Origin of the sequence: Streptomyces sp. NBC_01622, from assembly GCF_045209635.1 — a bacterium.
In the GTDB taxonomy this organism is placed as follows: Bacteria; Actinomycetota; Actinomycetes; order Streptomycetales; family Streptomycetaceae; genus Streptomyces.
On the sequence record NZ_CP109293.1, the window covers coordinates 1,582,483 to 1,607,453 of the forward strand.

At 67.5% G+C, this 24,971-nt stretch carries 26 protein-coding genes and 1 pseudogene; 14 read left to right on the forward strand and 13 right to left on the reverse strand.

Features of this window, described 5'->3' with window-relative positions:
• Positions 1-45 precede the first annotated feature (45 nt).
• Positions 46-456, reverse strand: coding sequence for a hypothetical protein (locus tag OH768_RS07300; RefSeq protein WP_406451227.1), 411 nt, complete (start codon positions 454-456; stop codon positions 46-48).
• Positions 457-629: 173 nt separating this feature from the next.
• Positions 630-1,595, reverse strand: a complete 966-nt coding sequence (locus OH768_RS07305) for a GlxA family transcriptional regulator (protein ID WP_406451229.1) — start codon at positions 1,593-1,595, stop codon at positions 630-632.
• A 78-nt stretch (positions 1,596-1,673) separates the two neighbouring features.
• Between OH768_RS07305 and OH768_RS07310 the strand changes: the two genes are divergently transcribed.
• Together OH768_RS07310 and OH768_RS07315 are read left to right on the forward strand one after the other, a co-directional pair.
• On the forward strand, positions 1,674-2,021 hold the full coding sequence (locus OH768_RS07310; protein ID WP_406451231.1) for a DUF6616 family protein: 348 nt from the start codon (positions 1,674-1,676) through the stop codon (positions 2,019-2,021).
• The gene (locus OH768_RS07315) at positions 2,018-2,680 is read left to right on the forward strand and encodes an HD domain-containing protein (protein ID WP_406451233.1); all 663 of its coding nucleotides are present in this window, start codon (positions 2,018-2,020) and stop codon (positions 2,678-2,680) included. Before OH768_RS07310 ends, OH768_RS07315 begins: the two co-directional genes overlap by 4 nt.
• A gap of 237 nt (positions 2,681-2,917) precedes the next feature.
• On the opposite strand, the gene OH768_RS07320 is transcribed toward OH768_RS07315, so the two are convergent.
• The gene (locus tag OH768_RS07320) at positions 2,918-3,187 is read right to left on the reverse strand and encodes a hypothetical protein (protein ID WP_406451235.1); all 270 of its coding nucleotides are present in this window, start codon (positions 3,185-3,187) and stop codon (positions 2,918-2,920) included.
• A gap of 104 nt (positions 3,188-3,291) precedes the next feature.
• Here OH768_RS07320 and OH768_RS07325 point away from each other — a divergent pair, with 104 nt between their 5' ends.
• From OH768_RS07325 to OH768_RS07340, 4 genes are all read left to right on the forward strand, one after another.
• Entirely contained in the window at positions 3,292-3,600 is a 309-nt protein-coding gene (locus OH768_RS07325; protein ID WP_406451237.1) for a hypothetical protein, read from the forward strand.
• 11 nt (positions 3,601-3,611) lie between these two features.
• On the forward strand, positions 3,612-4,409 hold the full coding sequence (locus OH768_RS07330) for an MIP/aquaporin family protein (RefSeq protein WP_406451239.1): 798 nt from the start codon (positions 3,612-3,614) through the stop codon (positions 4,407-4,409).
• A 247-nt stretch (positions 4,410-4,656) separates the two neighbouring features.
• Positions 4,657-5,610, forward strand: a complete 954-nt coding sequence (locus tag OH768_RS07335; protein WP_406451241.1) for a helix-turn-helix domain-containing protein — start codon at positions 4,657-4,659, stop codon at positions 5,608-5,610.
• A gap of 256 nt (positions 5,611-5,866) precedes the next feature.
• Positions 5,867-6,358, forward strand: coding sequence for a hypothetical protein (locus OH768_RS07340; RefSeq protein WP_406451243.1), 492 nt, complete (start codon positions 5,867-5,869; stop codon positions 6,356-6,358).
• 7 nt (positions 6,359-6,365) lie between these two features.
• Here OH768_RS07340 and OH768_RS07345 read toward each other — a convergent pair whose 3' ends face one another.
• The 4 genes from OH768_RS07345 to OH768_RS07360 form a co-directional block, all read right to left on the reverse strand.
• Entirely contained in the window at positions 6,366-6,533 is a 168-nt protein-coding gene (locus OH768_RS07345) for a hypothetical protein (RefSeq protein ID WP_406451245.1), read from the reverse strand.
• Positions 6,534-6,926: 393 nt separating this feature from the next.
• A complete protein-coding gene (locus tag OH768_RS07350) occupies positions 6,927-7,577 on the reverse strand; it encodes a DsbA family protein (RefSeq protein ID WP_406451247.1) in 651 nt (216 codons plus the stop codon).
• Between the two features lie 323 nt (positions 7,578-7,900).
• Positions 7,901-8,917 (reverse strand): ATP-binding protein, encoded by a 1,017-nt coding sequence (locus OH768_RS07355; protein ID WP_406451249.1) that lies wholly within the window; start codon positions 8,915-8,917, stop codon positions 7,901-7,903.
• A gap of 304 nt (positions 8,918-9,221) precedes the next feature.
• On the reverse strand, positions 9,222-9,899 hold the full coding sequence (locus tag OH768_RS07360) for a response regulator transcription factor (RefSeq protein ID WP_406451251.1): 678 nt from the start codon (positions 9,897-9,899) through the stop codon (positions 9,222-9,224).
• Between the two features lie 174 nt (positions 9,900-10,073).
• Here OH768_RS07360 and OH768_RS07365 point away from each other — a divergent pair, with 174 nt between their 5' ends.
• Positions 10,074-10,469 carry a hypothetical protein gene (locus tag OH768_RS07365; protein ID WP_406451253.1) on the forward strand — a complete coding sequence of 132 codons (396 nt, stop codon included), beginning with the start codon at positions 10,074-10,076 and terminating at the stop codon, positions 10,467-10,469.
• Positions 10,470-11,249: 780 nt separating this feature from the next.
• On the opposite strand, the gene OH768_RS07370 is transcribed toward OH768_RS07365, so the two are convergent.
• A complete protein-coding gene (locus OH768_RS07370; RefSeq protein ID WP_406451255.1) occupies positions 11,250-11,570 on the reverse strand; it encodes a hypothetical protein in 321 nt (106 codons plus the stop codon).
• Positions 11,571-12,377: 807 nt separating this feature from the next.
• Between OH768_RS07370 and OH768_RS07375 the strand changes: the two genes are divergently transcribed.
• Positions 12,378-12,506 carry a hypothetical protein gene (locus OH768_RS07375; RefSeq protein ID WP_406451257.1) on the forward strand — a complete coding sequence of 43 codons (129 nt, stop codon included), beginning with the start codon at positions 12,378-12,380 and terminating at the stop codon, positions 12,504-12,506.
• 34 nt (positions 12,507-12,540) lie between these two features.
• Here OH768_RS07375 and OH768_RS07380 read toward each other — a convergent pair whose 3' ends face one another.
• Positions 12,541-13,773, reverse strand: a complete 1,233-nt coding sequence (locus OH768_RS07380) for a hypothetical protein (protein ID WP_406451259.1) — start codon at positions 13,771-13,773, stop codon at positions 12,541-12,543.
• 5 nt (positions 13,774-13,778) lie between these two features.
• Here OH768_RS07380 and OH768_RS07385 point away from each other — a divergent pair.
• The 6 genes and pseudogenes from OH768_RS07385 to OH768_RS07410 all read left to right on the forward strand — a co-directional run.
• A pseudogene (locus OH768_RS07385) lies at positions 13,779-13,877 on the forward strand (DUF4291 domain-containing protein); the annotation flags it as partial.
• Positions 13,878-14,257: 380 nt separating this feature from the next.
• Positions 14,258-14,593 carry a hypothetical protein gene (locus OH768_RS07390; protein ID WP_406451261.1) on the forward strand — a complete coding sequence of 112 codons (336 nt, stop codon included), beginning with the start codon at positions 14,258-14,260 and terminating at the stop codon, positions 14,591-14,593.
• Between the two features lie 93 nt (positions 14,594-14,686).
• A complete protein-coding gene (locus tag OH768_RS07395) occupies positions 14,687-15,124 on the forward strand; it encodes an ester cyclase (RefSeq protein WP_406451263.1) in 438 nt (145 codons plus the stop codon).
• Positions 15,125-15,631: 507 nt separating this feature from the next.
• Positions 15,632-16,591, forward strand: coding sequence for a hypothetical protein (locus tag OH768_RS07400; RefSeq protein WP_406451265.1), 960 nt, complete (start codon positions 15,632-15,634; stop codon positions 16,589-16,591).
• A 48-nt stretch (positions 16,592-16,639) separates the two neighbouring features.
• Positions 16,640-16,981: a hypothetical protein gene (locus tag OH768_RS07405; RefSeq protein WP_406451267.1), complete on the forward strand. Its 342-nt coding sequence runs from the start codon at positions 16,640-16,642 to the stop codon at positions 16,979-16,981.
• 388 nt (positions 16,982-17,369) lie between these two features.
• Positions 17,370-19,322: an FUSC family protein gene (locus OH768_RS07410; RefSeq protein WP_406451269.1), complete on the forward strand. Its 1,953-nt coding sequence runs from the start codon at positions 17,370-17,372 to the stop codon at positions 19,320-19,322.
• Between the two features lie 59 nt (positions 19,323-19,381).
• Here the strand turns inward: OH768_RS07410 and OH768_RS07415 are convergent, their stop codons facing one another.
• The 4 genes from OH768_RS07415 to OH768_RS07430 form a co-directional block, all read right to left on the reverse strand.
• A complete protein-coding gene (locus OH768_RS07415) occupies positions 19,382-19,624 on the reverse strand; it encodes a hypothetical protein (RefSeq protein WP_406451270.1) in 243 nt (80 codons plus the stop codon).
• Positions 19,625-19,806: 182 nt separating this feature from the next.
• Positions 19,807-22,779: an Ig-like domain-containing protein gene (locus OH768_RS07420; protein WP_406451272.1), complete on the reverse strand. Its 2,973-nt coding sequence runs from the start codon at positions 22,777-22,779 to the stop codon at positions 19,807-19,809.
• 472 nt (positions 22,780-23,251) lie between these two features.
• Entirely contained in the window at positions 23,252-23,446 is a 195-nt protein-coding gene (locus tag OH768_RS07425) for an amidase family protein (protein WP_406465179.1), read from the reverse strand.
• A 411-nt stretch (positions 23,447-23,857) separates the two neighbouring features.
• Positions 23,858-24,889: a carbon-nitrogen hydrolase family protein gene (locus OH768_RS07430; RefSeq protein ID WP_406451274.1), complete on the reverse strand. Its 1,032-nt coding sequence runs from the start codon at positions 24,887-24,889 to the stop codon at positions 23,858-23,860.
• Positions 24,890-24,971 lie beyond the last annotated feature (82 nt).

A 24,971-nucleotide genomic window follows, 5' to 3' on the forward strand; every position in this document is an offset into this window, starting at 1 on the left:
TGAATCCTTTATGCATCTCCCGATCAGGGCTCGGCGATACTTGACTTACAACGCGTTCGCGTAAAGACGAACGGCGTCGGTTTTGATCGCCCTGTTGATCCCTTCGGAGGCGGCGTTGGTGACGCCGGTCGTGATCGCGGCGAGGATCTGCGGCCACCACGTGCTGACGTGCGGCAGCGAGTCGCGCACCGCGGCTTTGAACACGGTGCACATGTCGATCGCGACCACCTGGACCCCGGCCCGCCACTGGCGAGTCTGGGCGCCGATCCGCGCCGACACACTCGCCGCGGTGCGGACCTCGACCTGCCCCAGCAGCCCGGCACCGCCGACCAGGTCGACCAGCCCGACATGCCACCGGTCGGCGACGACTTCCCAGATCTCACCGCCGTCGGGCGCCTCGACCAGGCGGAACTTCGCCTTCCCGCGTCGGGTCTCGTCGATCCCCAGGTGCGTCACCGGCGGCGTGTCCAGTCGACCGGAGTTGCGGCGGCCAGCTCAAGATCAAGTGCACAGCCCGGGGGCGGCCAAAAGCCGTCGCAGCTGACCTCTCGGGTGCCAGCCGTACGTCTCCCAACCGCCGAGCAGTGAGTGGCCGTGTCGGCTCTCTGTTTGGAGACGGAAGCCAGCAGTCAGGCGGCGAAGGCGCGGCGATATCTCGACGGGCTGGTCCTGGTCATCGCGGTGAAGTGGATGCGCAATGACTCCGCGGAGCCGAAGCCACATCGGTGGGCGATGTCGTCGATGCCGAGGCGAGTGGTCTCCAGGAGTTCGCGGGCGCGAGTTACGCGTTGCATGGCCACCCAGTTCATGACACTCGTTCCGGTCACGGCCCGGAATCTGCGGCGCAGGGTTCGTGTGCTCATGTGGCTGTACTGGCTGACCGACTCCAGAGTGAGCGGCTCGTCGAGGTGTTCCAGGATCCAGGTGATCACCTCGGTGATCTCGGAGTCGCCGCCGGGCGGGACGTGCTCGATGAACTGGGCCTGTCCCCCTTCGCGGTGGGGTGGGCTGACCAGGAAGCGGGCCATCGTGTTCGCGGCGGCCTGTCCATGGTCGAGCCGCAGGAGATGCAGGCACAGGTCGGTTCCGGCGAGGACACCTGCGGAGGTGAAGACGCCCGTGTCCTCGACGTAGAGCTCCGCTTCGCGGACCCTGACCGACGGGTAGCGGTCTCGCAGCAGCCTGGCCCAGTGCCAGTGGGTGGTGGCGCTGCGGCCGTCCAGGATCCCGGCCGCCGCCAGGGCGAAGGCGCCCGTGCAGATCGACACCATCCGGCTGCCCCGGTCATATGCGTCACTCAGCCGTTCGACCAGCTCGGCGTCCGGAGACTCGGTGGGGTCCTGCACTCCGGCGACGATCACGGTGTCCGCCGTGTCCAGCAGGTCGAGCGGCTCGACCTCGCGGGGCACCAGCGTGCTTCCCGCGGGAACCGCACTCACCAGGGTCAGCTCGTAGGGGGCGCCGCCGGGCCAGCACGCGGTCACGTAGTACGGCCAGTGGCCGAAGACCTGCTGGGGAACGGCTACGTCCAACAGGACGTAGCCCGGCTGCACCACCACAGCAACTTTGGCCGGATCTTTGGGATAAGTGTCCATCTGGCCATCGTACGTCGGCTGCGTGGTTTCTAAAGTGTTTCCAACATGTCTATCGCGATAAGTGAGGAGATACGCAACATGCATGTTGTGATCGAGACGTGGACCCCGAAACCTGCCTTCTTCGCCGCCGACGAAGAAACACTGAACAACCTGTTCGCGGAGATGCAGGAAGCCATCAAGCAACTCGCGGAAATCGGCGTCGTGACGCTCGGCTGGGGCAAAGTGGAATCGGCCCCGCATTCCACGTCCTACGAGTGGTTTGCGGTCTGGCAGGCCCCTTCGAGGGAAGGGGCCGATGTATTCCTGGGCGGCGTCGAAAGCTCCGGCTGGTACGACTACTTCGAGCAGACCAACCTCGTGGGTGAGCTGCGGTCGGTCGAGACGGTCTCCGCCGAGGTCCGGGCACTGGAGGCTGAGGTCAAATGAGCGTGCTCGAGAATCTGCCCGAGAAGATCGGGGACTGGCCGCGGACCGCGGCAGCAGAGGCCGCTGTTGCCTTCACTGCCGAACACGCTCCGGACTGGCTGCTCAACCACAGTATCCGCAGCTACTTCTATGCTCGTAGTATCGCCACCGCCCAGAACCTCGTCGCGGGTGCGGACTACGACGACGAGACACTCTTCCTCGCCACGGTGCTGCACGACATCAGCCTGACCGACGCCGGAAAAGGCCCGAACCGGTTCGAGGTGGACAGCGCGTTCCTGGCCGCCCGCTTCGCCCGGGAGCACGGTCTGTCCGATGCCGCCGCCGACCAGATCTGGGACGCGGTGGCGCTGCACACCTCCTCGGGGATCGCACCCCACAAGGGTGTGATCTGCGCTCTCGCGCATTTCGGTATCGGCGCCGATATTTTCGCTTTCGGTGTCGAGAACGTGGACCGGGCGGTAGTGGACGCGGCGCACACAGCATTTCCGTACCTGGATCTGCGGGAGAACATCCACACGGAAATTGTCCACCAGATCGACGAGCAGCCGTCGAAATGGGTGCCGTTGTCATTCGTCGACACCGTGTATCGCAAATACCGGCCGGACAATCCGTTCCCCGGGCTGGACGACCTGATCGCCGCCCCGGTACGTCCGGAGTAACGACGTCTCACGGTGGCTGAGGCCAGCCGGCTGACCGTGGCAGCTTGTCGGTAGGCGGCTACGGCGAAACGGACGTGGAGCCGGGCACCCCGTGTGCCTGGCTCCACGCCTGTGTTGACCCGGCATCACGTCCCGGGACTTTGCGAGCCGGCATCCCGCCGTCAAGGAAAGCCAGGGCGGCCACGATGCGGGGACCGATGTCGCCGGGAGCGGCGCCGGGTTCTTCGGCGAGGGCTTTCACGGCTGCGTCCACAGCCATCGGCCCGGGATTTCCATGGCGGTGTCGCGGGACTCGCGGTCGCGCAGCTGATCCATCGATTCGGTGAACCGCTGAGCCCAATGTCTTAGTACAGGGGTCCCAGCCGCTGCCGCGATGTCGACGACCGTGGTGGCGTGCCTGCCGCGTTCGCTTCGCCTGCCGCCCGTGCCGAGGCGGAGGCCGACTTCCTCGAGGTGCGCCGCCTGGGCGTCGATGCCTACCCGACGCTGCTGCTGCACACCGCCCACGGCACCGACCGTCTGGGCTACCCGGTCACCCCGGCCGACGCCCTGGACCAGCACACGGCCGCCGGAAACCGCCCCTCAGCACTCTGCAAACGAAAGCGCATCCCATGCCCGCCCTGGCCCAGAACGCCCACGCCGCCGGTAACACCGGTCTGAACAAGCCGTCCGGCCTGATCACGGTTGAGCGCGAAGCACGCCTGTTCGACGGCCAGTTCACACTCGCCGAGCAGCACCAGACCCTTGCGTTCATCACCGGCTGCGGCAGCGGCAAGAAGTCGACCGTCCTGACGGGCACAACCGCCGACCCCGATTACTGCGTGAAGGAAGTGGACCTTGAGCAGTGTCCCGATCTGGGCCTGCCGGTATTTTGGGACCCGGGCACCAGGGGCACCATCGGCGTGATGGCCCGGGGTTGACCGTGTCCACGATGGCCTGTGTACCTGCGCGGCGGACTACTGGTGCCACCGCCTGGGTCGCGGTGGTCGCGGAGTTCGCCCTTACTGGCGGTCTCCTGTTCGTCGTAGTGACCGCTGTCCGCTGGGTGATGGCATCGTCACTCAGCCGGGCCCTGCCAAAGCCGTATCTTCAGCTTGCGGTCGTGGCGGTGATGGTCGGCGCGGCGCTCGCGGGGGCGCTGTCCTCTCCATGGGGCCGTTATTCCGGCGGGCATCTCAACCCCGCGGTGACCCTCGGCCTCTGGCTGACCGGTGCCTTCCCCGGCCGCCGGGTTCCGGCGTACTTCGCTGCCCAGCTCACCGGTTCCGTGGCAGGTACCGGCCTGGCCCGCCTCGTGTGGGGTCCCGTCCTCGGGGACCGGATGGCCTACGCGGCGGTTGAACCCGCTCCTTCCTGCTCACCGACCTTGCTGTTCACCGTGGAAGCCGTGTCTACCGGCGCCGTCCTCACCGTCACCCTGCTGCTGATGTCCCGTCGCGCGTGGACACGCTGGATCCCGCTGGCTCGCCCCGCCGCTACCGCTGCGGTCATGATTGCCCTCGGTACCCTCACCGGCGGGTCCGCCAATCCCGCCCGCCAGTTCGGCCCCGCTCTGTGGGCCCACCGACCGGATGACTGGTCACACCTGTGGCTCTACCTGGTGGCACCCCTTGCAGGCGCGGCCCTCACCGGTGGGGTCGCCCGATACCAGGCATATCGCCTTGTCCATCCTCCGAAGAGGGGCGGCGGACGGTCGCGCGCGAGGCGATCCGAGTGGCCGATGCGCTGACGGAAGAACTTGCTGAAGTTGGTCGCGCTGGTGAAACCGATCTGCGTCGCGACACGGAAGGCCGACGGGTCACCCCTGTGCCAGGAGGCGTTTGGCTTCCGGAATGATCGCCGGTCAGCGCGGCCTGGAGAGGGCGCGGGGTGAGTAGGTGAGGCGAACTGGTCATGATTAAATCCGATACCTGGGTCTGCAGACCGCTCTGGTCACGCCGGCGTCGGCCAGATTCCCTGTGTGATGGTGGCTACTGGTGACGGTGAGAAAACGACAGCACAGACCGCGCGAGATCGCGGACATCGGCTTCGCTCCCGCCGTCGGCACGCCTGCCGGCATCGAGATCATCTCTCTGGCCGACCTGCGGGAGCGGGCCGCCGTCCACATGGGCGAAGAACGGCTGCAGGCACCGCAGCGACCCGCGTTCCACCACCTGATCACTCTCTCCAGCGGCTCGTTGTGGCACACGGTGGACTTCACCGGTTACGCCCTCGAGTCGGGCTCCTGGCTCTGGATCCGACCCGGTCAGGTACAGCAGTGGGGTGATCTGGACGACGCCGAGGGCACCCTGGTCCTCTTCGAGGGCGACTTCCTGGATCCAACCACCGCGGCCGCAGCCCGGATCGACGATCCGCACGCCCCCGCACTCCAGGTTCCCAGTCCCGAGGACCGTCACGCGCTGGAGATGGCCCTGGACCATCTCACGCTGGAGTTCCAGGCGCTGCGCGGCATCACCCTGGAAACGCACGTGGCGGTGTTGCGCCACCTGCTGACAGTCCTCGTGCTGCGCCTTGCACAGCGCACCGCACCCGTCGGCAGCCCGGCACCGGACCCAGGAGAGACATTCCTCCACTTCCGTGACGCGGTCGAACGCGACTTCACCCGTACCCGCCGCCTGGAGGACTACGCCCGGACCCTGGGCTACTCACCCCGCACCCTCTCCAGGGCCGCGCTGGTCGGAGCCGGAGTGGGGGCGAAGGAGTTCATCGACCAGCGGGTCGTCCTGGAAGCCAAACGCCTCCTGGCGCACGGCAATCAATCAGCCGCCCGTGTCGCGGCGCAGCTGGGCTTCACCAGCGCGAGCAACTTCAGCAAGTACTTCCACCAGCGCACCGGCCAGTCTCCCATCGCCTTCCGCGTGGCCGTCCGCGGCCGCTCCTCGGAGGACGGCGGGAGCGAAGCGCCCGCCGCCAGGCGACCTGGGCGGTGAACGCCGCTCCCGCGAGCGGCCCCCAGAGACAGAGACCCACAGAGGCCGCCTACCGACGGGCCGGTTCGCATAAGCAGCAGGGTGATGCTGAGGACCGCCGCGTAAGCGATCCGCCGCCGGCCCCCGCGCAAGGCGGGCGAGGCCATTGCCGACTGCGAAACCAGCGAATTGGAGCGATGCACACCGGAACTCGACGGCCGGGAAAGGCGCCAGCCCACAGGCCGAGGGTGACGGCCGGAGCGAGGTGTTCGCCGGAGTGGCGAAGTTCGAACGGTATGTGGGCCGCCAACTCGACCTGCTGACCGACGCCGTGGTGCACCCCAAGGTCGAGTACCAGCAGCCCAAGAAGGAGAAGGCCAAGTCGGACGACCAGTTCCGCAAGGCCTTCCGCCAGGTCGACAACTCGGCGACCCGCATCCGTTCCAGAGCGCACCCCGAGTTTGGCCACATCCCGCGCGACCGGCAGATGCTCGGCATGGTGGTCACCGCGGAGCAGTTCCACCAGATCAACACGCCTGAGCACCGGACCGAACTGCCCCCGACCACCGTGCCGGTGACGGTGACCTCCATCCAGGAACTGGAGGATGCGGTTGGAGGCGACGACACCCGCGCGCACCGCGCCTACGATCACCGCCGCGGCCACGAGTCGAGAAAGCGGCTACGGCCGGTCTCGGCCGAATGGGAAAACCACCGTCACCCAGCGGACAGCGCTGACCGCTGCGGAGAAGGCACCGCAGGCCCGTCGTGAGTATGAGTCAGCCCCAGCTCATCTCGCCGGTGGCGACCTTGGTGCCCAGATCCAGAGCCAATGCGAGCCGCTCCATCTCGGCGAGCGTCACGGCCCAGGCGTGCCGCTCACGCGGCGTAGGGGTGTCGGCGGTCCACATATGCAGACCGGCGAAGAGCAGGACCCCGCCCACCACCGCGCGGTCCTGACGCGCTCCCCATCCAGCGCCTCCGGGACGATCACTTCGCTGGGCAGGTTCTTGCCCAGGTGTGCCCAGGTCTTGAGCTTGCCCTGCCAACTGCCTCTTGATCCGCTCCACGGTGGTGGCGGTGGCGACGATCCTGACGTCGGGGAACGCCTGCCAGGGTCGGCGGTGGTGACCACCACGGTGGTCAGCTCCTTGCCGCTGTCGATGACGTCCAGGACCCGGTGCTGCTCGGCGAGTGTGAACTGGCCGTCGACCAGGAGCGCTTCGCGCTCGCCCCTCACGAGGACGGACGACTAGTTCAGGCCGGTGTCGCCGGCCGTGTGAACGGAATACGTCAGGCTGGACATGGGTGCACTGCCCTTCAGGGGTGTGCAAGTGGTTTCAGGCGGCCGTGGTGGCGGCCATGTGCTGGTCCAGGGCGTGGGTGAGGGCGTCGGCCGAGGTGACCGGGCCGCCCAGACGGTCGGTGCCGTGGGCGGTGTGCAGCAGCAGCGTCGGGTAGGCATCGACGCCCAGGCGGCGCACCTCGAGGAAGTCGGCCTCCGCCTCGGCACGGGCGGCAGGCGAAGCGAACGCGGCCACCACCGCCTCGGCGTCCAGACCCAGCTCGGCTGCGAGCTCCCGGTACACTCCGGCAGCGGACAGGCTGCGACCGTCACGGTACCAAGCACGCTGCATCGCGGCCGACGCGTCCAGGGCGTTCACGCCCGGCTGGCTGCGCAACGCGACCAGGCCGGTGGCGGCATCGGCGGAGTCCATCACCACGTTTCCGTCCGCCAGCCCGGCTCGGTAACCGTCGCCGAAAGTGACACCGGTCAGTTGGGCGATGCGCTCGTTGGCGCCGGGGATGTGCGGGTAGGCCGACACCGAAAGTGCGCGCGAGCCGGTGAACAGACCGCCGGACAGCACTCGCAGCTCGAGCCGGTCCGCGTTCGCGGTGGCGAACTCGTGCACGGCGGGTCCGAAGCCATAGCACCAGCCGCAGTAGGCGTCGAAGGCGTAGGTCAGCCGAATACGCTCTACAGAACTCATCGTGCTTTGTCCCTTCCGGAATCCGTCACCCGGCGCTCTGCGGCAGTCGGGTCGATGCCATCAAAAATATGCTCAGAGGCCTGTGGATGCCGGATACGCAGACGACTCTTCATGGTCAAAATCCGACTGCCCCGAGAGGCCACCGCGCAGTCCGGGGAAGCCTCGGAGCCGGAGCGTGCCTGGGCCCCCGGTCCGGGGTACCAGAGGCACGCGGTCACACTTGGGAGCAGTTCCATGTCCGGCCTCGCACGGACACCGGTTCTGAATCCGACGTCGATGGCCAATCGGCCGCTTGTCTCTCACATGAATGGGTGCACACGCCGTCACGCGCGTCCGATCTTCGGTCGCACGGCCGCGACGTGCTGCACGGTTTGGTCTTGCCTGGCGATGATCAGGAGCAGACGGGCACCCCCGTCGGTGGTCCGAGGTCGTTCGGCAGTGAGCGTCCCCCCGTGGGCGGTCGCGATGTCGCGGGCGATGGCGAGGCCAAGACCCGTGCCGCCTTCGCTGCGGGTACGGGCATTGTCCAGACGCGTGAAACGGTCGAAGACCCGCTCGCGGTCGGGTTCGGGGATGCCGGGACCGTCGTCAGTGACCTCGACGATCAACTCGCGCTCGGTGTGGCTCACTTCCACGGTCACGGTGCTGTGTGCGTGGCGCAGCGCGTTGTCGAGGAGGTTGGTGAAGAGGCGGGTGAGCGCCGTACCACTGCCCAGGATCGCCTCGTCGGGGTCGGAGTCCGCGGCGAGGACGACCGGTTGACGGGGATAGCGCTCGGCGAGGGTCCGTCGCAAGAGGTCGGTGACGCGCAGGGGTTGGAGTTTCAGGGGCTGGCGGGCGTCCAGGCGGGCAAGGAGCAGCAGATCGGTGACGATGTCCTCAAGACGTGTGGTGTCGCGCAGGGCTTCGTTGCCGACCGCGGTCCATTCGGCCCGGTCGGGACGGGCCAGGGCCAGCTCAAGACGGGCCTTGAGGGTGGTGAGGGGACCGCGCAGTTCGTGCGAGGCGTCCGAGGTGAAGGTCCGCAACCGGCCGACGGCACGCTGAAGTTGATCGAGAGTGCCGTTCATCGTCTCCGCCAGCGAGGCGACTTCGTCGTCGGAATCGGGGACGGGAACGCGCTGCTGAAGACTGTGGGCGGTGATGTCGGCGAACTCGGCACGGATGTTCTCCACAGGTCGCAGCGCTCGGCCCATGGCGTACCAGGTCAGGTAGGCGACCAGCAGAACCAGCAGGGCGGTCGAGGGGACCAGAGCCCAGGTCAGGGTGATAACGGCGGTGTGCGCGGGAGCGAGGTTCGGGAAAGCCTGCACCACCATCGTCCCCGTGGGCGTGCCCACACTGGCACTGGCCCCCTGGTCTCCTGACGCGGTGGACGATGAGCCGGCGGGGGGCGCGCTGTCCAGGATGATGTCCGGTAGGGAGGCCTGTACGTCGGCCGGAGGCGTGCCTGAGCCAAGTTGGTGAGCTGCCTTGTCGACGTGATCGCGCGCCGCGCCCTGGGCGGAGGCGACCAGGTTGGTGTGAACGGCATAGAGCAGGACCACCGAGCAGGCAGCGAGAGCAAGACTGGCGACGAGTGCGACAGCAGCAGTGGCACGGCCGCGCACCGTCTGCGGTCGCAGGCGTCGGCTGCGTCGGTGGTCACGCTCCGTCGGAACGGAGCCGGTAGGCCCCGCCTGGCACGGTTTCGATGCTGGCCCGGCCGAAGGGTTTGTCGATTTTCCGGCGAAGAGCACTGACGTAGACCTCCACGATGTTCGGGCCGCCCTCGTACGCGCTGTCCCAGACCTGTTCCAGGAGGGCGGCCTTGTTGATGGCGATGTCCGGGCTTGCCGCGAGCAGCGTCAGGATGTCGAACTCCCGTGGAGTGAGGGCGATGTCCGTTCCTGCACGGCGGCAGCGGCGGGCACCCGTGTCGATCTCCAGGTCTCCGAAGTGCTGGACGATCTGCCGCTCTGGGCGCGCGCGGCGTATCAGGGCGTGCAGCCGAGCGGTGAGGACGACGAAGGAGAAGGGCTTCGTCAGGTAGTCGTCGGCGCCGGTTTCCAGTCCTTCTGCTTCGTCGTACTCACCGTCTTTCGCCGTCAGCATCAGGATGGGGGTGTTGTCGCCGATCGACCGCAGGTGCGCGCACACCTTGTAGCCGTTCAGGCCGGGCATCATGACATCGAGAATGATCACGTCGTAGTTGTCGGCCGCTGCCCTGGCGAGACCGTCAAGGCCGTCACTCACGGCGTCCACCGCGAACCCCTCTGCCCTGAGGCCCTGTTGGAGCAGCTCCACGAGCCGGGCGTCGTCGTCCATCACCAGCACACGCATGCGCCTAGCTTGCCCGATCGGTCACGCCAGGGGCTGAAGGGAATCTTCAGGACGTTCAGCGGCCCTTCAGCCGACGGAAGCGAGAGTCGGTCCGTACTCGTTTCCCCGGCGGGACCGGGACCGGGCTCGGCCCGGCAACCCCGTGTCCCTGCCACCGCTGAAGGAGCAGATCCCATGAACACGCAGTGGCACGGCATTTCGCGCCGTCGAGGCGCAGCGATAGCTGGCGCAGTGGCCGCCCTGCTCGTCTCGGGTGGGGTTGCCGTAGCAGCAACCTCCTCCGAGGGCACCGTCGTCAAGCACGGCGGCGTCACCCTGAGCGAGGTACCCGGCAATCCGCACCCGCACCACATCCAGCCGGGCACCGGCAAGAAGCTGCGAGACCTCCCGGTCACCAAGGGAGGCCCCGTCACGGGCGAGAAGCCCTCGCTCGTCGAGGTGCCCGGCGCGAAGCCGCACAACGTGAAGCCCGGGAAGGCCACTCTGATGCCGGGCGCCCCCGTCGTCGTCGGCGACGAAGGCAACACGGGCGACGCAGTGACGACGCTTCCGGGGCACACGCGACGCTAGCCGCACCGCACAGGCACCCTCCAGGGATGCCGAACCCGCATCCGCGGAACGCTCGGCCGGGGACGCCCGGCCGAGCGTTCTGCGCACCATGCAGTCCACCAGCCACAACATGACCTGCCGCAGGCATCCCTCGGACACCCGAAGTGAGGAGAACTGTTGCCCGACGCGCTGCATGAGTACAGGGCGTCACTGTCGTTGATGATGTGCGGGAGTGAGAACACCCCTGCGGTCTACGGCCGCAGGGGTGTTCGGTGTCACGGTGTCGGCTTCGTGTTCACGATGTCGGCCTGGGGCGGGCCTCCTGGATCTGGCTCCGCGCAGCGGGCCCGTGTTGTGGCTCGGTGGGACACCTGAAGGACTGGGCGCCTGTGACGCATCTGATCCTGCTCGTCGTATCCGTGCGGTCCCGGTCTCTCATCTGGAGGGCCGCTTCATGCTTCGGTCCGGCCGTGCCGCCATGGAGCACTTCGACAAGTACTGGTTCGGAGACGATCCCGTGCTGCTGGACGAAATTGCCCAGCGGCTGGTGTACCGAACTCATCGTCGACGCCCCCGCGGCAGCGATACGGACCCGTGGGAACCCGGGAGTTACACCGACCGTGTGCCCCTCGCAGTCCGCGGCGCGTCAAGAGGTGGCAACCGGATTCGAGCGCACGTTCCACAGAGCGCTCGGCTGGGAAGTCCCAGCCGAGCACCCGCGGAAGCGGCCTGGCACACGTTCAGCAACCCTGCGGGTCTCCGTGCGTCCCCCCGGTTACGGCCGCTTGTGCCCCGGAAGCGTCACTGTGTGGGGGGCAGCTCCGTGTTGCCCTTTTCACCGATGATTTCGATGGGATAAGGCAACGGCTTGCTCTTGCCTTCCGGCAGGCTCTCGACGGGCGGCAGCTTTACGCCCGGCACCTCCACGATGGTGACCGGGACCTCGTGCGGGTGCGAGTGCGGCCCGGACACCGGAGTGAGGGTGACGCCGTCGTGCTTGGTCGTGGCGGCGTGACCCGAGGTCGCCGCCGAAGCGGTCCCGCCCGCGGCGAGGAGTGCGGCCACTGCGCCGGCCAGCATCATGCCTCGTCGGCGTGAGACCCTGCGCCATTGCATGTTCATGGGATCTGCTCCTTCGTGATGGGATACAGGGGGCATCGGCCTTGTTCCGGCCCCCGACCCCACCGGGATCGAGTACGGGGCAACTCTTGCGCCCGGCGGCTGAAGGGCCGCTGAAGAAGCTGAAGATCCCGTTCAGCTTGCCGTTGCGCACCACCGGACGGTGCCCCTTCCCGTCACGTTCACCGGCCAACTCGGTTGTACGAGCGTTGACTTGGGCCTCCATCGGAGTGGTCGGCATTCCCCTCTCGCCCTCACGGACGTAGCTTCCCGAGCCGATCCACACGCCGCGCATCGGCGCCGACGGTGGCTGGTACGTCAGCCGTTGGTTCAGCAGGCCAACGCTTCGGCGAGCAACTCCTCGACAACGTCGCCGTAGCACGCCGCGCTGCCGATGGCCTCGAACGCCTTGCTCGTACTTGGCCCAGCGTCTTTCGGAGTCCGGATCCGTCATGAGCCGGATCGTAAAAGCGCCACCGGCGACGGGCGGAAAACTCCGTAACCGCCCTGCCAGGCGATCTGCACGGCCAACTGCAGCCCCCGAACAACAGACCTGTCGCTGCAAGATGGCGGCAGCTCACTGATCGAACCGACCGGTCGGCGGCATGCCGCAGGCGCCCCGGCCAGGCACGGGACAGCAACAGGGCGAGCGCACCTTCGAGGACGTACGGCTCAGACAGCAAGCGCCGCGTCGAGGAGGTCGACCACAGGACCTGCGGCCAGACCAAGGGCCTGGGCCACGGGCTGTTCGGCAGCACCTACGGGGGCGGCTGGGGCGGCTCCATGGTGATGGTCGAGCCCGATGCCCGGATGGCAGTGGCGAACGTGACGAACCAGATGCGCGAACCCGCGGACGACATGCGGGTGTTGGAGGTCGTGATGTCCGCGTACGACGGTCTCGGGGGACTGAGTGTCCGAGTCAGGGGCCTGAGCGTCTGAGCGCGCCGTCTCCATCGGCGGGGGAACAACCCGCTCAACGCTTCCCCCGCCGACGGGCTGTCCAACGTGCCCAAGGAGATGGTTTCTTGGGCTTGGCGCGGATCTGCCAGCCGGGGGCGCTGTAGCTCTGGACCGCTGCCAGCATGCCGGGGCGCAGGTCCAGTTTCGGGGGCCGGAAGCGGGCCAGCGGGCCAGCGTCGGTGAAGGCCCACTCCCGCTCCTCGGGGATGAGGTCGGCGGTGAAGATGCGGACGCCGAACACGCGGAACGACGGGCTCCACGGACGGGGGCCGACTACTGCCGTGGCGGGCGGGCCCGTGTAACGGACCACCTCGCCGCTCGTGCCTCTCGTGCCACCGATCTGCCGGTCGAAGGCGCGCACCTCGTCGAGCGGCGTGACCCGCAGCTCCCAGCCACCGTCGCCTTTGACCTGGAGCAGCGTCGGCGCCGTGGCGTTCCCGACGATCACGCCTCCCGTGAGCGGGCGGTCGGCGTAGGAGAGCAGGGAGACGTCGAAGCCCGTTACTTGGACCAAACCCGGGCGCCCGGTTTGGCGCAGCGTGAGTGCCCCCGGGTGCCCCTCGTAGGCGATGACCTCTGTACCGGAGCCGGTCACCACCGTCTCCAGGGGCTCGGCGGCGGACAACGGCAGCACCCGCAGCCGCCATTCGTGGTTGTCGGCTTCGCGAACCTCGACATGGGTGGCCACCCCGCCGTCGGAGCGCCCGCCACGGGCGGCGTCCAGGCTGTTCCATCGGTGCAGGAACCGGACGCGGTCGGTGTCACAGGGCTCCCACCTCTCCACGCCGGGCCTCCCGGCCAGGAACACATGGAGGCGCTGAGATGTATAGCCGGCAGGACGGACAACCTTGGTGAACTCGACGATCGCCGCGGGCTCCGAGTCGGTCCTGACGATCTCGACCAACTGGCAGCCGATCCCCCGGTAGGAGAAGTAGCCGCCGTCCTCGACCTCGTCCTGCTCCAGCGGGGTGACGGAGATCGACCACTGCTCGGCACTCTCGATACGCAGCCGCTGCGGCCCGGACAGGCCCACCCGGTACTCCCAGACGCGCGGCCGCCCCATGTCGTGCTCCCGGGGGCCGACTTCATAGCCCAGCAAGCCGCCGTCGGGCCCGCGCAGGCAGAACGGCTGCCCCTCGTAGGCGCGGTGGACCACCGTGGCCCAACCCTGCGGGCCCCGGTAGTCGAGCTCCGCGGGGCCACTGCCCTCCACCGCCACGGTGAACGAGCGCGGCTCGGCCGTCATCGCATATTGCTCCCCACCCCCGGGATACGGCATCCACCGTCACTGTCTACCAGGCCTACTCCCCCGAGATCGGCCTACCCACAGCCCCGGAGGGGCATTTTCCCGGCGAGTGAGGACGAGCAGCCCTCGCCCTGGGCCACCGCGTTGGGGGACGCTCCCATCTGTTCGGTCAAGGTCTGCATTCTTGATCAGGCAGCTTGTTCGTGTGTCGGCTCGTAGGTGGCACGGTGTTTGAACATGGCGTGCAGGACGTCGACCCTGCGGCGGGTGAGACAGATCAGGGCGGCGTTGTGACGTTTACCTTCGCCGCGCTTCCTGTCGTAGCAGGCGCGGGACTCGGGGCTGCTCAGCGAGCGGTGTGCATCGTGAAGCCGCAGGTCGCAGGTCGCAGATCTGGTGTGAGTGACGAGTGGGGTACTCGCGCCGGTCGGCGGCGGATGGCCATGGCATAGATCATTGGGCATGTCCGGTTGGGGCGGGATGCGTGGTGTGGATCACCGCTCGCCGGAGCGAACTGGACGCCCTCGCCAAGTGGTTGGCCAAGCAGCTTCAGGAAGTTCAGGTCGAGCGGGACGAACTGGCGATCGCAGAGCGGGTGTTGAACCGCCTGGCCGAGCAGGCCAACGCCGAGGCTGCTGCTCCGGTATCGGTGAATGCGGCCGGGCGGGCGGTGCTGCTCATCCCGCACCGCGGCGACGCGGTCGAAGAGGGCGCGCTGCCTGGTGATTACCGCAAGATCCTGGCGATTGTGCGGGAGGCCGGCCGGTGCAGGGCCAAGTCCCTTGGACGTCCTCGCTCGGCGTACCCATCACGCATTTAGGTGAGAGACCGGAATCGACGCCCGAGATAATCTCGGGCCGCCCAGTGGCGATTGGCGCGGTACGACACCGTCTGCAGCAAGGGACAAGGCCCGATGACTAAGAGCGACGAATCGTTCATGACTGTCGAAGAGGCGCGCAGGATCTCTGCCCCGCTCTACGAGGCGCTGAACAAACCGAGCGAGAAGAATGTGTCGGAACTTCTGGCCCAGGCATGCAACGACGACTATCACTCGTACCACACAAATCAGGATTTCCTGACGCGTGACCAGTTGGGCGACGTGTTCAAGGCCATGGGAGAGACCGTGCCCGATCTGGCGTGGGAGGTGGTCGACATCCATGTGGTCGACGACACGATGATCGTGCGTGGCGAAGCAACGGGGACGCCGGTCAAAGAATTTTGGGGCACTGCTCCGACCGGCAAGTCCTTCAGGACGATGGCGATTGACGTATTCACCGTCCGTGACGGAAGGCTGGCCAGGGGCTACCACATCGAGAATTGGGCGACGGCGATCCAACAGCTCAACGCCTGACACGAGGTAGCGATCACGACCTGGGTTGTGTCCCTGTCTCACGAGCCGGTACGGAAGAGATCCGGTAGCGGTCAGTAGTCGCAGTTCCAGGGCGTCGAACGGCCAATCAGAACCTCTGCATCGGCCGAACAGAGCTGGTGGGCACGCGTCCTGTCCGGCTGGCTGCTGCTCGAATGGCCTGAAGACGTCAAGGTCCACACCGACTACTGGCTGCAGGAACCCTAAGAGGTCGCGCGGATAGCAGATCTTCATCGGCACCGGGCGGGGCCGTTGCCCCACCGGTGGGCGATCCTGGCGCGGCAGGCCAGGCTGCGCGTGGTGAGACGGCGTCGGCGAGGCCGAGAAGCACGCGCTCCCCCGAGACGCAGCCCAGCCCACATGGCCGTCGCCCGGTCACTCCACAAGCAGGGCCGACACAGAAAGTCGCAGTGCCGCTGTTTCGGAAGGTCCCCAGGGATCTGAAAGCGCCTCAGCCGGTGTTTTCACCACCTTAAGGAACGACTTCTCATGCCCCTCTCTCGCGCCGCCAAGCTCATAGGCACAGCCCTGAGCGCCGCGGCTCTCGCACAGACCGTCCCAGCGGTCGCCGCCACCCCGTCCAACCCGTTCACCAAGGTACGGATCGCCGCCCACTTCGACCTCGCCGCCGGCCAGCAGCCGGAGAACATCGCGCTCGAACCCCACGGCGCCATCGACCTCAACCAGGCCGTCGCGCACCAGGTGGCCAGGCTCCATCCCGACGGCCGCCGCGAGGTGTTGGCGACCCTGCCGGCTCCCGCCGATGGCGGTGTCCACACGCCGTTGCTCGGTTTCGCGCTCCTCACCGGGCTCGTGCGGGCCGACGACGGCACCCTGTACTTCCTGTACGTGACCGGGACCAGCGATCTGACCGGGCTCTGGCGGTTGAAGCCGGGCGGCACGCCCAAACGCATCACCCCGCTGTCGGCCGACAGCGTGCCCAACGGGCTCGGGCTGGACAGAGCCACAGGCGAGTTCTACAGCGCCGACTCAGCGCTGAGCACCGTCTGGCGGATGCCGATCGGCGGCGGCGCAGCCACTGCCTGGGCCACCGGCCCGGAGCTGGCTCCTCATGGCACCCTGGGCGCGAACGGCCTGAAAGTCCATCAAGGAGCGGTATGGGTGACGAATACGTCACTCGGCACCATCATCAGGATCCCCATCCGCCGCAACGGTTCCGCCGGGGCGTTCCAGACCAAGGCGACCGGGCTGGACGGCATCGACGACTTCCAGTTCATCGGCCATAGCGATCGGATCATCGCAGCGCTCGACAGTCAGAACGAGGTCGCAATCATCGAGCCCGACGGCAACCAGACCATCGCGCTCACCGGCAAGGACGGACTTGAGAATCCGACGTCGATCGCCATACGCGGTCACACGGTCTACATCACGTCCGCCACGTGGGCCCTGCGCAAGGACCCGAACCTGATCATCGCCCACCTGCGTTAGCCTCAATATCGGTAACTCAGGGGCAATCCGGGCGTCGCTGTCGGCTTGGTGAGCGAATACGTGCTCCGGATCCCCATCAAGCGGCACGTCCTCAACACTCGGCGACCTTTCGGCGCCGTCATCCAGGACATCCGCGAGACACTCGGCATTTCCGAGGCCGACGTACAGCTCCGCCGTCGGACAACCGCGGTTGGACATGCACTTCCCGTACGGCGCGTCACCACCCCGCCTGCTCCAGGCCGTCTCATCGGAATCGCAGAACTTGAGGTCAGCGGTAGCTGGGACGGGAAACAGGGTGCCGGCAGCCGTCTGATCCGATTCAGCGTCGCCCGCAAGCTCGACGCCGAGGTTCTGGCCCTGCTGAGGCGCACCGCTGCCCTCGTTGGCTGAAAACACTGTTTGGCCGTCGTCCACCACCCCACCGAGGCAGATCGTGATGAACCAGATTCGCCGTATCACTGCGTGGCTGCGCCGCCGGGATCCGGGCCTGGCCGCCACACGGCGGGCCGCCAGGAACGCGTTGGTGATGCCCTCCCTGTTCGCCCTGTGCACCCAGGCCTTTCACGCACCCGCCGTAGGTACTTTCGCCGCGTTCGGTGCGTTTGCGATGCTCCTGCTGGTTGATTTCACCGGCCCCATGGCACAGCGACTGCGGGCGCACGCGGCACTCACGGTGGCGTGGTTGGTACTGGTCACTCTGGGCACCCTCGCGGCACAGTCGGTCTGGACCGCGACAACGGCTACGGTCGTGGTGGGCTTCGCTGTGCTCTTCTCGGGTGTGGTCAGCTCGGTCCTGGCCGGAACCGCAACATCGCTGCTGTTGGCGTTCATTTTGCCGGTGTCGGCGCACGCCCCGCTGACGCAGTTGCCCGACCGGCTGATCGGCGTGATGCTGGCGGGCGTGACCTCCATGATCGCGGTCTGGCTGCTCTGGCCGAGGACTCATGAGGATCCGCTCAGCGCGCCCGCGGCGCAGGTCTGCCGAGCCGCGGCGCAGCAGTTGCGCACCGACGCGGACTACTTCGCGGGCCACGCCAACGGTCCGGCCTTCGGGGAGTGCCGTGCCTGCGTTCAGCAGACCGTGTCGAGCGCGCAGGATCTGCAGCGAGCCTTTACCGCCACTCCCTACCGACCCACCGGCCTGTCCACCGGTTCCCGGGCACTCGTCCGCCTCGTCGACGAGCTGACCTGGCTGAGCACGGTTCTGGCGCCGGCATCCCCCTTGGACGAGCCCGGCCCGACGGGCGACCTTCAGCCCTCGGCGGTACGCAGAGCCGCCGCTGACGTGCTGGATGCATCGGCGGACATGCTCGATGATCCCGGCACCACGCAGGACCGGCTGCGCGCCGCGGCACAGGAGCTTCGTAAGGCTCTGGCTGCGCTGGAGGACGGGGCAGTCAGCCGGTTGCCCACACCGGACAACCAAGCAGGCGGCGAGTTTGATGTCGACACCTTCATCGACAGCCTGGATGTGTCCTTCCGAGCCCAGGAAGTGGCCTTCGTCGTTCTGCAGATCGCCCGGAACATCGACATTGCCCGGGCTGCGGACCAGCGCGGCTGGTCGGACCGTCTCCTTGGCCGCGAACCCGGATCGCCGTCGGGTGCGCTGACCAGCGCCTGGGAGCGAGCGGCGGCGCATGTCGAACCGCACTCGGTCTGGCTGCACAACAGCATCCGCGGCGGCATCGGCCTGGGCATCGGAGTCGCGCTCGCCGATGTGACCGGTGTCCAGCACGGATTCTGGGTCATGCTGGGCACTCTGTCCGTGCTGCGTTCCAACGCCCTCAACACTGGGCAGAGCGTCTTCCGAGCCGTCGGGGGCACCCTGGCCGGATCGGTTCTGGGCGCCGTTCTGCTGCAGCTGATCGGGCACGACACGATCGCACTGTGGATCCTGCTGCCGGTCGCGGTGATGGCCTCCGGCATCGTTCCGGCCGCGATCTCGTTCGCCGCCGGGCAGGCGGCCTTCACGCTCACCCTGGTGATCCTGTTCAGCATCGCCCAGCCTGCAGGGCTGTCGGTCATCCTGATCCGCATCGAGGACATCGTGCTCGGCTGTGCGGTGAGCGCGGTCGTGGGGCTGCTCTTCTGGCCCCGAGGCGCGTCTGCGGCCCTGGTCAAAGCGTTGGCGGAGGCGTATGTCGACAGCGCCCGGTATCTGGTCAGTGCGGTGGGCTACGCAGTGTCCTGCTGCACTTTCGGACCCACGGCCCTCGTGATCCCACAGGAGGGTCGCCAGGCGGCCGCAGCCGCGCGCCGGCTGGACGACGCCTTCCGGACGTATCTGGCCGAGCGCGGAGCAAAAGCCATCCCGATGGATGAGGTGACCACCCTGGTCACAGGTGTTGTCGGACTCCGCCTGGCCGCCGACGCCGTCCTGGAGCTATGGCGGCGGTCCACGGGGGGCGAACCGCTCAAGGACCGGGCCGCCGCACAGCGAGAGTTGCTGATCATGGCCGAACGGATCTTTCAGTGGTACGAACGCCTGGCCCAGGGAATGGAGAGCGAAGGAACAGTGCCCCGCCCGCTGGAATCCGACCGCAGAAACAATTCGCGACTGATCGAGGCCGTACGCCGTGACCTGCATGATGCGGATGGCCGCGCCACGAGGACAGGCGTCCGCATGATCTGGACCGGCGACCATCTCGAAGCAGTCCGTCGGCTGCAGTCGTCCCTCGCCGCGGCTCTGGGCGACGCCGACGCTCGGGTCGTCGTGACCGAATCAGCTTGAGCCCTGTAAGGCGGCACGACAGAAGCCGAGCCGTTTCTCCAGCGCGGGGAGGGCGGTGGTCACGCTGAGCGCCTGCAGAGGTCGTCGACGTACATTCGCACATCTACCTCGGGCAACGACCAGGGCAGGAAAATGACCCAGTAGATGATCGGGGCCACCACGCGGTCGATGATCTGGCCGCTGCTGAAGGTACTGGCAGACCGAGCGACGAAACCGGATGCTTCCGTCTGGCGGTCACGCAGACAGTCCGACTCCCGCTCGCCGGCTGCGGCGACTCCGCCCCGCAGGAGTGCAGCGTTCACCGGCTTGCTGTAATGACTGACCAGTTCGTCGTCCCTCGACAGCCTTCCTGATGGACGTCAGCACCATCGCTTGCAGGTGGCGCAGCCTCCGTGCGGTGGGGTCCTTCCACCGCACGGAGGCCTGCCCGTTGCCCGGATTCCAGTGAGTGTGAACCCCAGCCCGTAGGCGGCGCGTCCAGCGGTTACTGGGAGGCGGGGTTGTCGATTTCGAAGCCGTCGAAGGTGGCGTAGGAGCCCGAGAGCTTGGTCACCACGATGGTGTGGACGCCGGCGGCGAGTGCGGTGTTGCTGTAGACGGCGGCATCGGCGTGGCGCGCACCGTCGGCAGGCACCGTGTCGACAACGGTGGCGGGACCGCCGTCGATCGACACGCCGATGTTGCCCTGATCGGTGAACTCCTCACCGAACACCTTGATCCCGGTGCCGATGAACGTGAACGTGATACTGCTGCCGTCGGTCGTCGCGTAGTGGACGTCGTCGTCGTGGTCGCCATAGCCCCGGCTTCCCAGGTAGTCCCAGGCGTTGTAGACGATTGACGGATCGGTGTCGTTGAGGCGTGCTGTGGCCGGCGGGGTGCCGACGTAGACCAGGACGGCTGCCGACGGCTTGGACGTGGCTCCGTCCTTGTCGGACTGCGTGGCGGACAGGGTCTGCCGGCCGGGCGAGGAGTCGGTGAGCGTGCACGACCAGGCGCCGTCGGCGCCGGTGGTTGCGGTGCAGCCTGCCTGGTTCGCGCTGTCGTTGACCGTGACGATGTTGTCGGCCACCGCTGTACCGCGGACCGTGAAGGTGTCCGCCAGGCCGATGGTGCCGCTCGTGGGGGCGGTGATGACCGGACGGGGTACGTAGGTGCCGACGGTGACGTCCGTGCCGTCGGCTCCGGTCGGCACCGTGGCGATCAGGAAACCGGAGGAGACCACCTGGACGTCGGTTGCGCGCCGGTCGCCGAAGTACACCGGGGTGCTGGATGAGAAGCCGGCACCGCCGATGAGGACCCTCTGGGTCGAGGAGCCGGCGACGATGGGCGTGGGCGCGGAGACGTAGCTCGCGGTGAGCGGGAGGCGACCCGCCAGCGACCCGTATCCGTCGGTGACGCCCGCGTGGGCGAGGAGGGAGACGGGGATGTCACCCGGGGCCGGAGACGCGGGGATGGTGGTGTTGTCGCTGGCGTGGGAGTCGATGGGCTGCGTGCAGAAGTAGCTCTCCGCGGGGTCGGAGAAGTAGTTGCCGGTGACCCAGAAGTGGCCGGTGGCCGAGCAGCCGCCCTGGGCGCCGAGTGAGGCCAGGGGGTGGAACTCGGCGTTGCCGCTGAAGCTGATCCACTCCGAACCGGCGTCGTCGTAGAAGGCGTTGAAGCGCGAGCCGTCGTTGTAGACGACGTTGCCGGTGACGTGCAGGCCGTGTGCCAGGGTGGCCGTCGCGTCGATGGTGCCGTCGGCCTGGTAGACGTACTGCGCCTGGTGGCCTTCCATGTAGATCGCGCCGCCGTCGTCGAGGACCTGCATGACGTTGAAGATCAGGTTGCTGCTGATCGTGTTGTCGGCGTTGACGTTGGTCGAGTTCTGCGGATGGTTGGCGTCGTCGACGTGGCCCTGGATGACACCCGCGGTGATCCCGGTGTACGGCAGGTTGTACAGCTCGTTGTGCGTGATCGTGGTGTGGCGGCTGAACAGCAGCGTGATGCCGCAGGCCGAGCGGTAGTCGGTGCCGACGTCATGGATCACGTTGTTCGAGACCGTGGTGTGGTCCAGGATCTCGTTCGTCCCGACCTGGTCCGCCTGCACGGTCTTCGGGTCGGGGGTGCAGTTGTCCTTGATCACCGAGTCCGGTGTGCCGGTGGGAGTCGGGTCGTACGTGCAGCCGAGCGAGAGGGCGGTGGAGGCGATCGAGGTGAACTCGTTGCCGTCGATGACGTTGTGCGATCCCCCGTACATGAAACTCAGGCCGGCGCCCCCGAGGTTGACGAATCGGTTGCCGGTGATCGTCACACGGCTGGCCCCGGTGAAGGCGACGTTGGCCAGGGGCTGGGTGAGTGCGCCCCACGGGCAGGAGCCGGCGGGTGCGGAGAAGGTGCACAGCCCCTGATTGCTGGCGCCGGTTCTGTGCAGGTTGCTCTGCACGTCGGCGAAGCCCACCGGTGACGAGGGGGCGTTCCAGGTGGCGTACGAGAACTGCAGGCCCTCGAAGGTGACGTCGTGCAGGGGCCTGGCCAGGCTGCCGGCACCTTGCACCAGCTTCTCCAGCCGGGGCAGTTCGATGTCCAGGCCGGCCATCCGCTGACCGCTCCTGGGCGTGTAGTAGAGCGTGTCGGTGGCGCCGTCCAGGAACCACTGACCGGGCGTCAGAAGGCTGCGGGCACCCTGGATCGTGTCGGGAAGCTGCGAGGTGGGCATCGACGGCAGGCCGCCGGTGCCCTGGCTGAACGGGGCGATGTCGGTGACGTTGGTCCAGCAGGGCTGATCCATGACCAGCGTGCTGCCGGACATCCGTGCGACCCCGCACTTGGAGTCGGTCCACGCGCCGTTGCCTGCGGGATAGTCGAACTCGACCTGCGCCACTTGCGCGGGCGTGAGGTGCGAGAACCAGGCCAGGGCCACGGCGTCGTTCGACAGGTCATACCCTGTGGCCGACCCGGCCCAGTTGCCCGTGAAGTGCAGGGCCGCCGGGGTGGCCTGGGCGATGGGGGCTTGCCTGCCGTCCACGTAGAGCTGGCGGGTGGCGCTGCCGCGGGGCACATGTGCGGCCCACACACCGCTGCTCCCCACCTCGCGCCAGGCGGTTACCCGGGAGGCGCCGGAGATGACCGGGTGGGCGCCGGGCGCGGCCTCCCACACCACGGGGTGGGCGGGCCGGCCGGAGTCCTCCGTGCCGAACGTCCATGTCTTGTCCAACCGGTACGTGCCGCCGAGGAGTTCGACCCGGGGGCTCACCGGGTTCCGGCCGTGCTCAAGAGCGCGCACTTCGGCCTGCGCGGTGGGCAGGGAACAGGGATTCCTCGATGTGCACGCCGCACCGCGACCGTCAGGCGCTGCCCACAGCACCGATGCGGTGGCGGCCCGCGCCGGACTTGCCGACACGCCCAGCGCTCCCGCGCCGACCAGTCCGAAGGCGAGTACAGAACCGAGAATCTTGCACGTCGACGCCATCCATTTCATGACCGCTCCGGGATCCGTCAAGCCACGGGCATGCCCGCAGGGGGAGATCGATACATCCGATGAATGAGGTTCAACGTGGCAGCACGCGCTTGACGCTGTCAACGGGTTGTACGCGACTTGCATGCAAAGGGAGTCGCCTCCCGTCCACCCTGTAGACAAATCCGGAGCAATTGATCGGATGTATGGGTGATTCTGCGTGCCGAAGACGACTGGCGGTCTCGCCCGCGAGCCGGGACCACGGCCAGGACATGGGGGGTCCGCGCGATACCGCTCGCCCGGCTTGAGCAGCCAGACCCGGGACAGGCGACGGCCGAAGGCGTCATCGACGACGTCGGCCACGTCGGCGTCAAGATCGCTCAAACGGTTCTGTGGAACGCCCAGTCGCAGGGGGCTGCGGCACCGGCGGGGCGGCTCGGACGTCGACCGGCCACCACTGCGTCAACTGCGATCACATCCGCAATCGATGTGGCCATCACGCCGACACTGTCCCGCGTCCAAGAAATCGACAGGAGCCCATCGTCGGGTACCGGCTACGGGTCGGCCGGTACCCGACGATGCTGCAGCACGCAGCGGGGATCGTCATCGACCCGTCGGTGTCGGTGCCGAGGGAGAACGTCGCGGCACAGACCGCGACAGCGACCGCGCTCCCTCCGCTCGACTCGCCGATCTCCCGGTGTCATGCGGGTTCCGTACGACTTCGGCGTCCGCGCGGGGCAGCGGTCCATCCAGCACAGCCGACCTGTCCGTTGTCGCCAGTGAAGAGGTGTCGATGGTGTCCTTCACCGCGAAGGGCACGCCCTTCATTCCCCGGGCCTGCCGCGGAGACGTCAGGGAGGAGGCGGGCTGCGCCACGCTCAGGAACGCTCCGAGGTACGCGGCACTCTCCAGCGTCGTGTCCCTGGCGCGCTCTCGAGCGGTATGCGGATCAGCGGCGCGCAGCTCGTGCCAGCCTCTCGAACCCCAGTGCTCGACGATCCACGATGCCCTCCTGATGTGTCCACGCTCAGGCGCTGAATACCTCGTCGGGCTCAGCATGTCGGTAAGCGTGTGGCCTCAGCTGGGCGACATTACAGCCGGCTCAGGCCAGGCTTGAAAGCTGAACCTCAGCGGCGGTGCTGTCTGCTGGCTCGTCCAGGTCGACGAAGTGAGGTCCGGAAGCCTCGCCGGGTCGGACCACGGCAGGCCTGGGCCGGTCGTCGTGCAGCAGTCGCGTGGCGTCCGACCTGGCGTAGTGGCCGGTGGGGTCTGCGGCGTTCTTGGCCAGGTCGATCAGAGACAGGTCGATGTCGGCGACGACCAGCCCCTCGGCGTACTCGTCGAGGGGCTTCCCCATGGGCGATCCGTCGGGGCCGTAGATGCGGGAGTTGCCGGCGCCCGTGGTCAGCAGAGCGCGCTGTTCGTCATTGGTCGCGAACGTCTCGATGGCCCGTTCGCCGATTACCTGACTCGGGGCGATGACGAAACATCCGCCTTCCAGGGCATAGCTCTGCGTCACGGCGAGGTTGGCCTCGGCACTCAAGGCATAGGCAATGCCCTTGTACAGGCCAAAGGCGGGCCAGGCTGCGATGTGGACCTGTTCGTGCTGGGCATACATGGCGTACCTGTTCAGCGGCTGGAGGTGCTCCCAACAGTTCAACGCACCGAGCCGGCCGAGCGGGGTGTCGACGACCTTGAGGTGGCTGCCGTCGCTTTCACCGAACAGGGTGCGTTCGACATGGGTGGGCTTGAGCTTGCGGCGGTGCAGCGGGACACCGCCGTCGGCGCCGATGATGGTCTGCGCCATGTAGAGGCTGCCGTAGTCCTTCTCGCTGTAACCGAGAGCGACGGTCACACCTGTTCGGCGGGCCGCCTCGCGGATCGCTGTGAGGTGGCGGCTGTCCAGCGTGAGGGAGTTTGCATGATATTGGGCGACATACGGCACCTGCCCGGCTACCGCTCCCAGCCACAGGAACAGCGGGTAGCCCGGGATCCAAGTCTCGGGAAAGGCGAGGAGAGCCACGTCTTGCGCTGCCGCATCCTCGATGAGTCCGATGGTCTTTTCAACTGTGGCGCCGGCGTCGAGCCATACGGGCTCGGCCTGCACGGCTGCGACACGGTACACGGACGACATGGCGACCTCCGGGCGGGTGGGTGTTATTGAGATGGCCAAACCGTAGGTGCGAGCGAACCAGTCGATGCGGCGTTGCGGGCAC

What these genes read in the sequence shown, in the direction of transcription:
- OH768_RS07310 (WP_406451231.1), top strand. Translation starts at nt 1,674, where the DNA reads ATGCATGTTGTGATCGAGACGTGGACCCCGAAACCTGCCTTCTTCGCC.
- OH768_RS07400 (WP_406451265.1), top strand. Translation starts at nt 15,632, where the DNA reads ATGCCCCTCTCTCGCGCCGCCAAGCTCATAGGCACAGCCCTGAGCGCC.
- OH768_RS07360 (WP_406451251.1), bottom strand. Translation starts at nt 9,899, where the DNA reads ATGCGTGTGCTGGTGATGGACGACGACGCCCGGCTCGTGGAGCTGCTC.
- OH768_RS07395 (WP_406451263.1), top strand. Translation starts at nt 14,687, where the DNA reads ATGACTAAGAGCGACGAATCGTTCATGACTGTCGAAGAGGCGCGCAGG.
- OH768_RS07330 (WP_406451239.1), top strand. Translation starts at nt 3,612, where the DNA reads ATGGCCTGTGTACCTGCGCGGCGGACTACTGGTGCCACCGCCTGGGTC.
- OH768_RS07430 (WP_406451274.1), bottom strand. Translation starts at nt 24,889, where the DNA reads ATGTCGTCCGTGTACCGTGTCGCAGCCGTGCAGGCCGAGCCCGTATGG.
- OH768_RS07420 (WP_406451272.1), bottom strand. Translation starts at nt 22,779, where the DNA reads ATGAAATGGATGGCGTCGACGTGCAAGATTCTCGGTTCTGTACTCGCC.
- OH768_RS07305 (WP_406451229.1), bottom strand. Translation starts at nt 1,595, where the DNA reads ATGGACACTTATCCCAAAGATCCGGCCAAAGTTGCTGTGGTGGTGCAG.
- OH768_RS07315 (WP_406451233.1), top strand. Translation starts at nt 2,018, where the DNA reads ATGAGCGTGCTCGAGAATCTGCCCGAGAAGATCGGGGACTGGCCGCGG.
- OH768_RS07325 (WP_406451237.1), top strand. Translation starts at nt 3,292, where the DNA reads ATGCCCGCCCTGGCCCAGAACGCCCACGCCGCCGGTAACACCGGTCTG.
- OH768_RS07375 (WP_406451257.1), top strand. Translation starts at nt 12,378, where the DNA reads ATGGCAGTGGCGAACGTGACGAACCAGATGCGCGAACCCGCGGACGAC.
- OH768_RS07350 (WP_406451247.1), bottom strand. Translation starts at nt 7,577, where the DNA reads ATGAGTTCTGTAGAGCGTATTCGGCTGACCTACGCCTTCGACGCCTAC.
- OH768_RS07380 (WP_406451259.1), bottom strand. Translation starts at nt 13,773, where the DNA reads ATGACGGCCGAGCCGCGCTCGTTCACCGTGGCGGTGGAGGGCAGTGGC.
- OH768_RS07365 (WP_406451253.1), top strand. Translation starts at nt 10,074, where the DNA reads ATGAACACGCAGTGGCACGGCATTTCGCGCCGTCGAGGCGCAGCGATA.
- OH768_RS07370 (WP_406451255.1), bottom strand. Translation starts at nt 11,570, where the DNA reads ATGAACATGCAATGGCGCAGGGTCTCACGCCGACGAGGCATGATGCTG.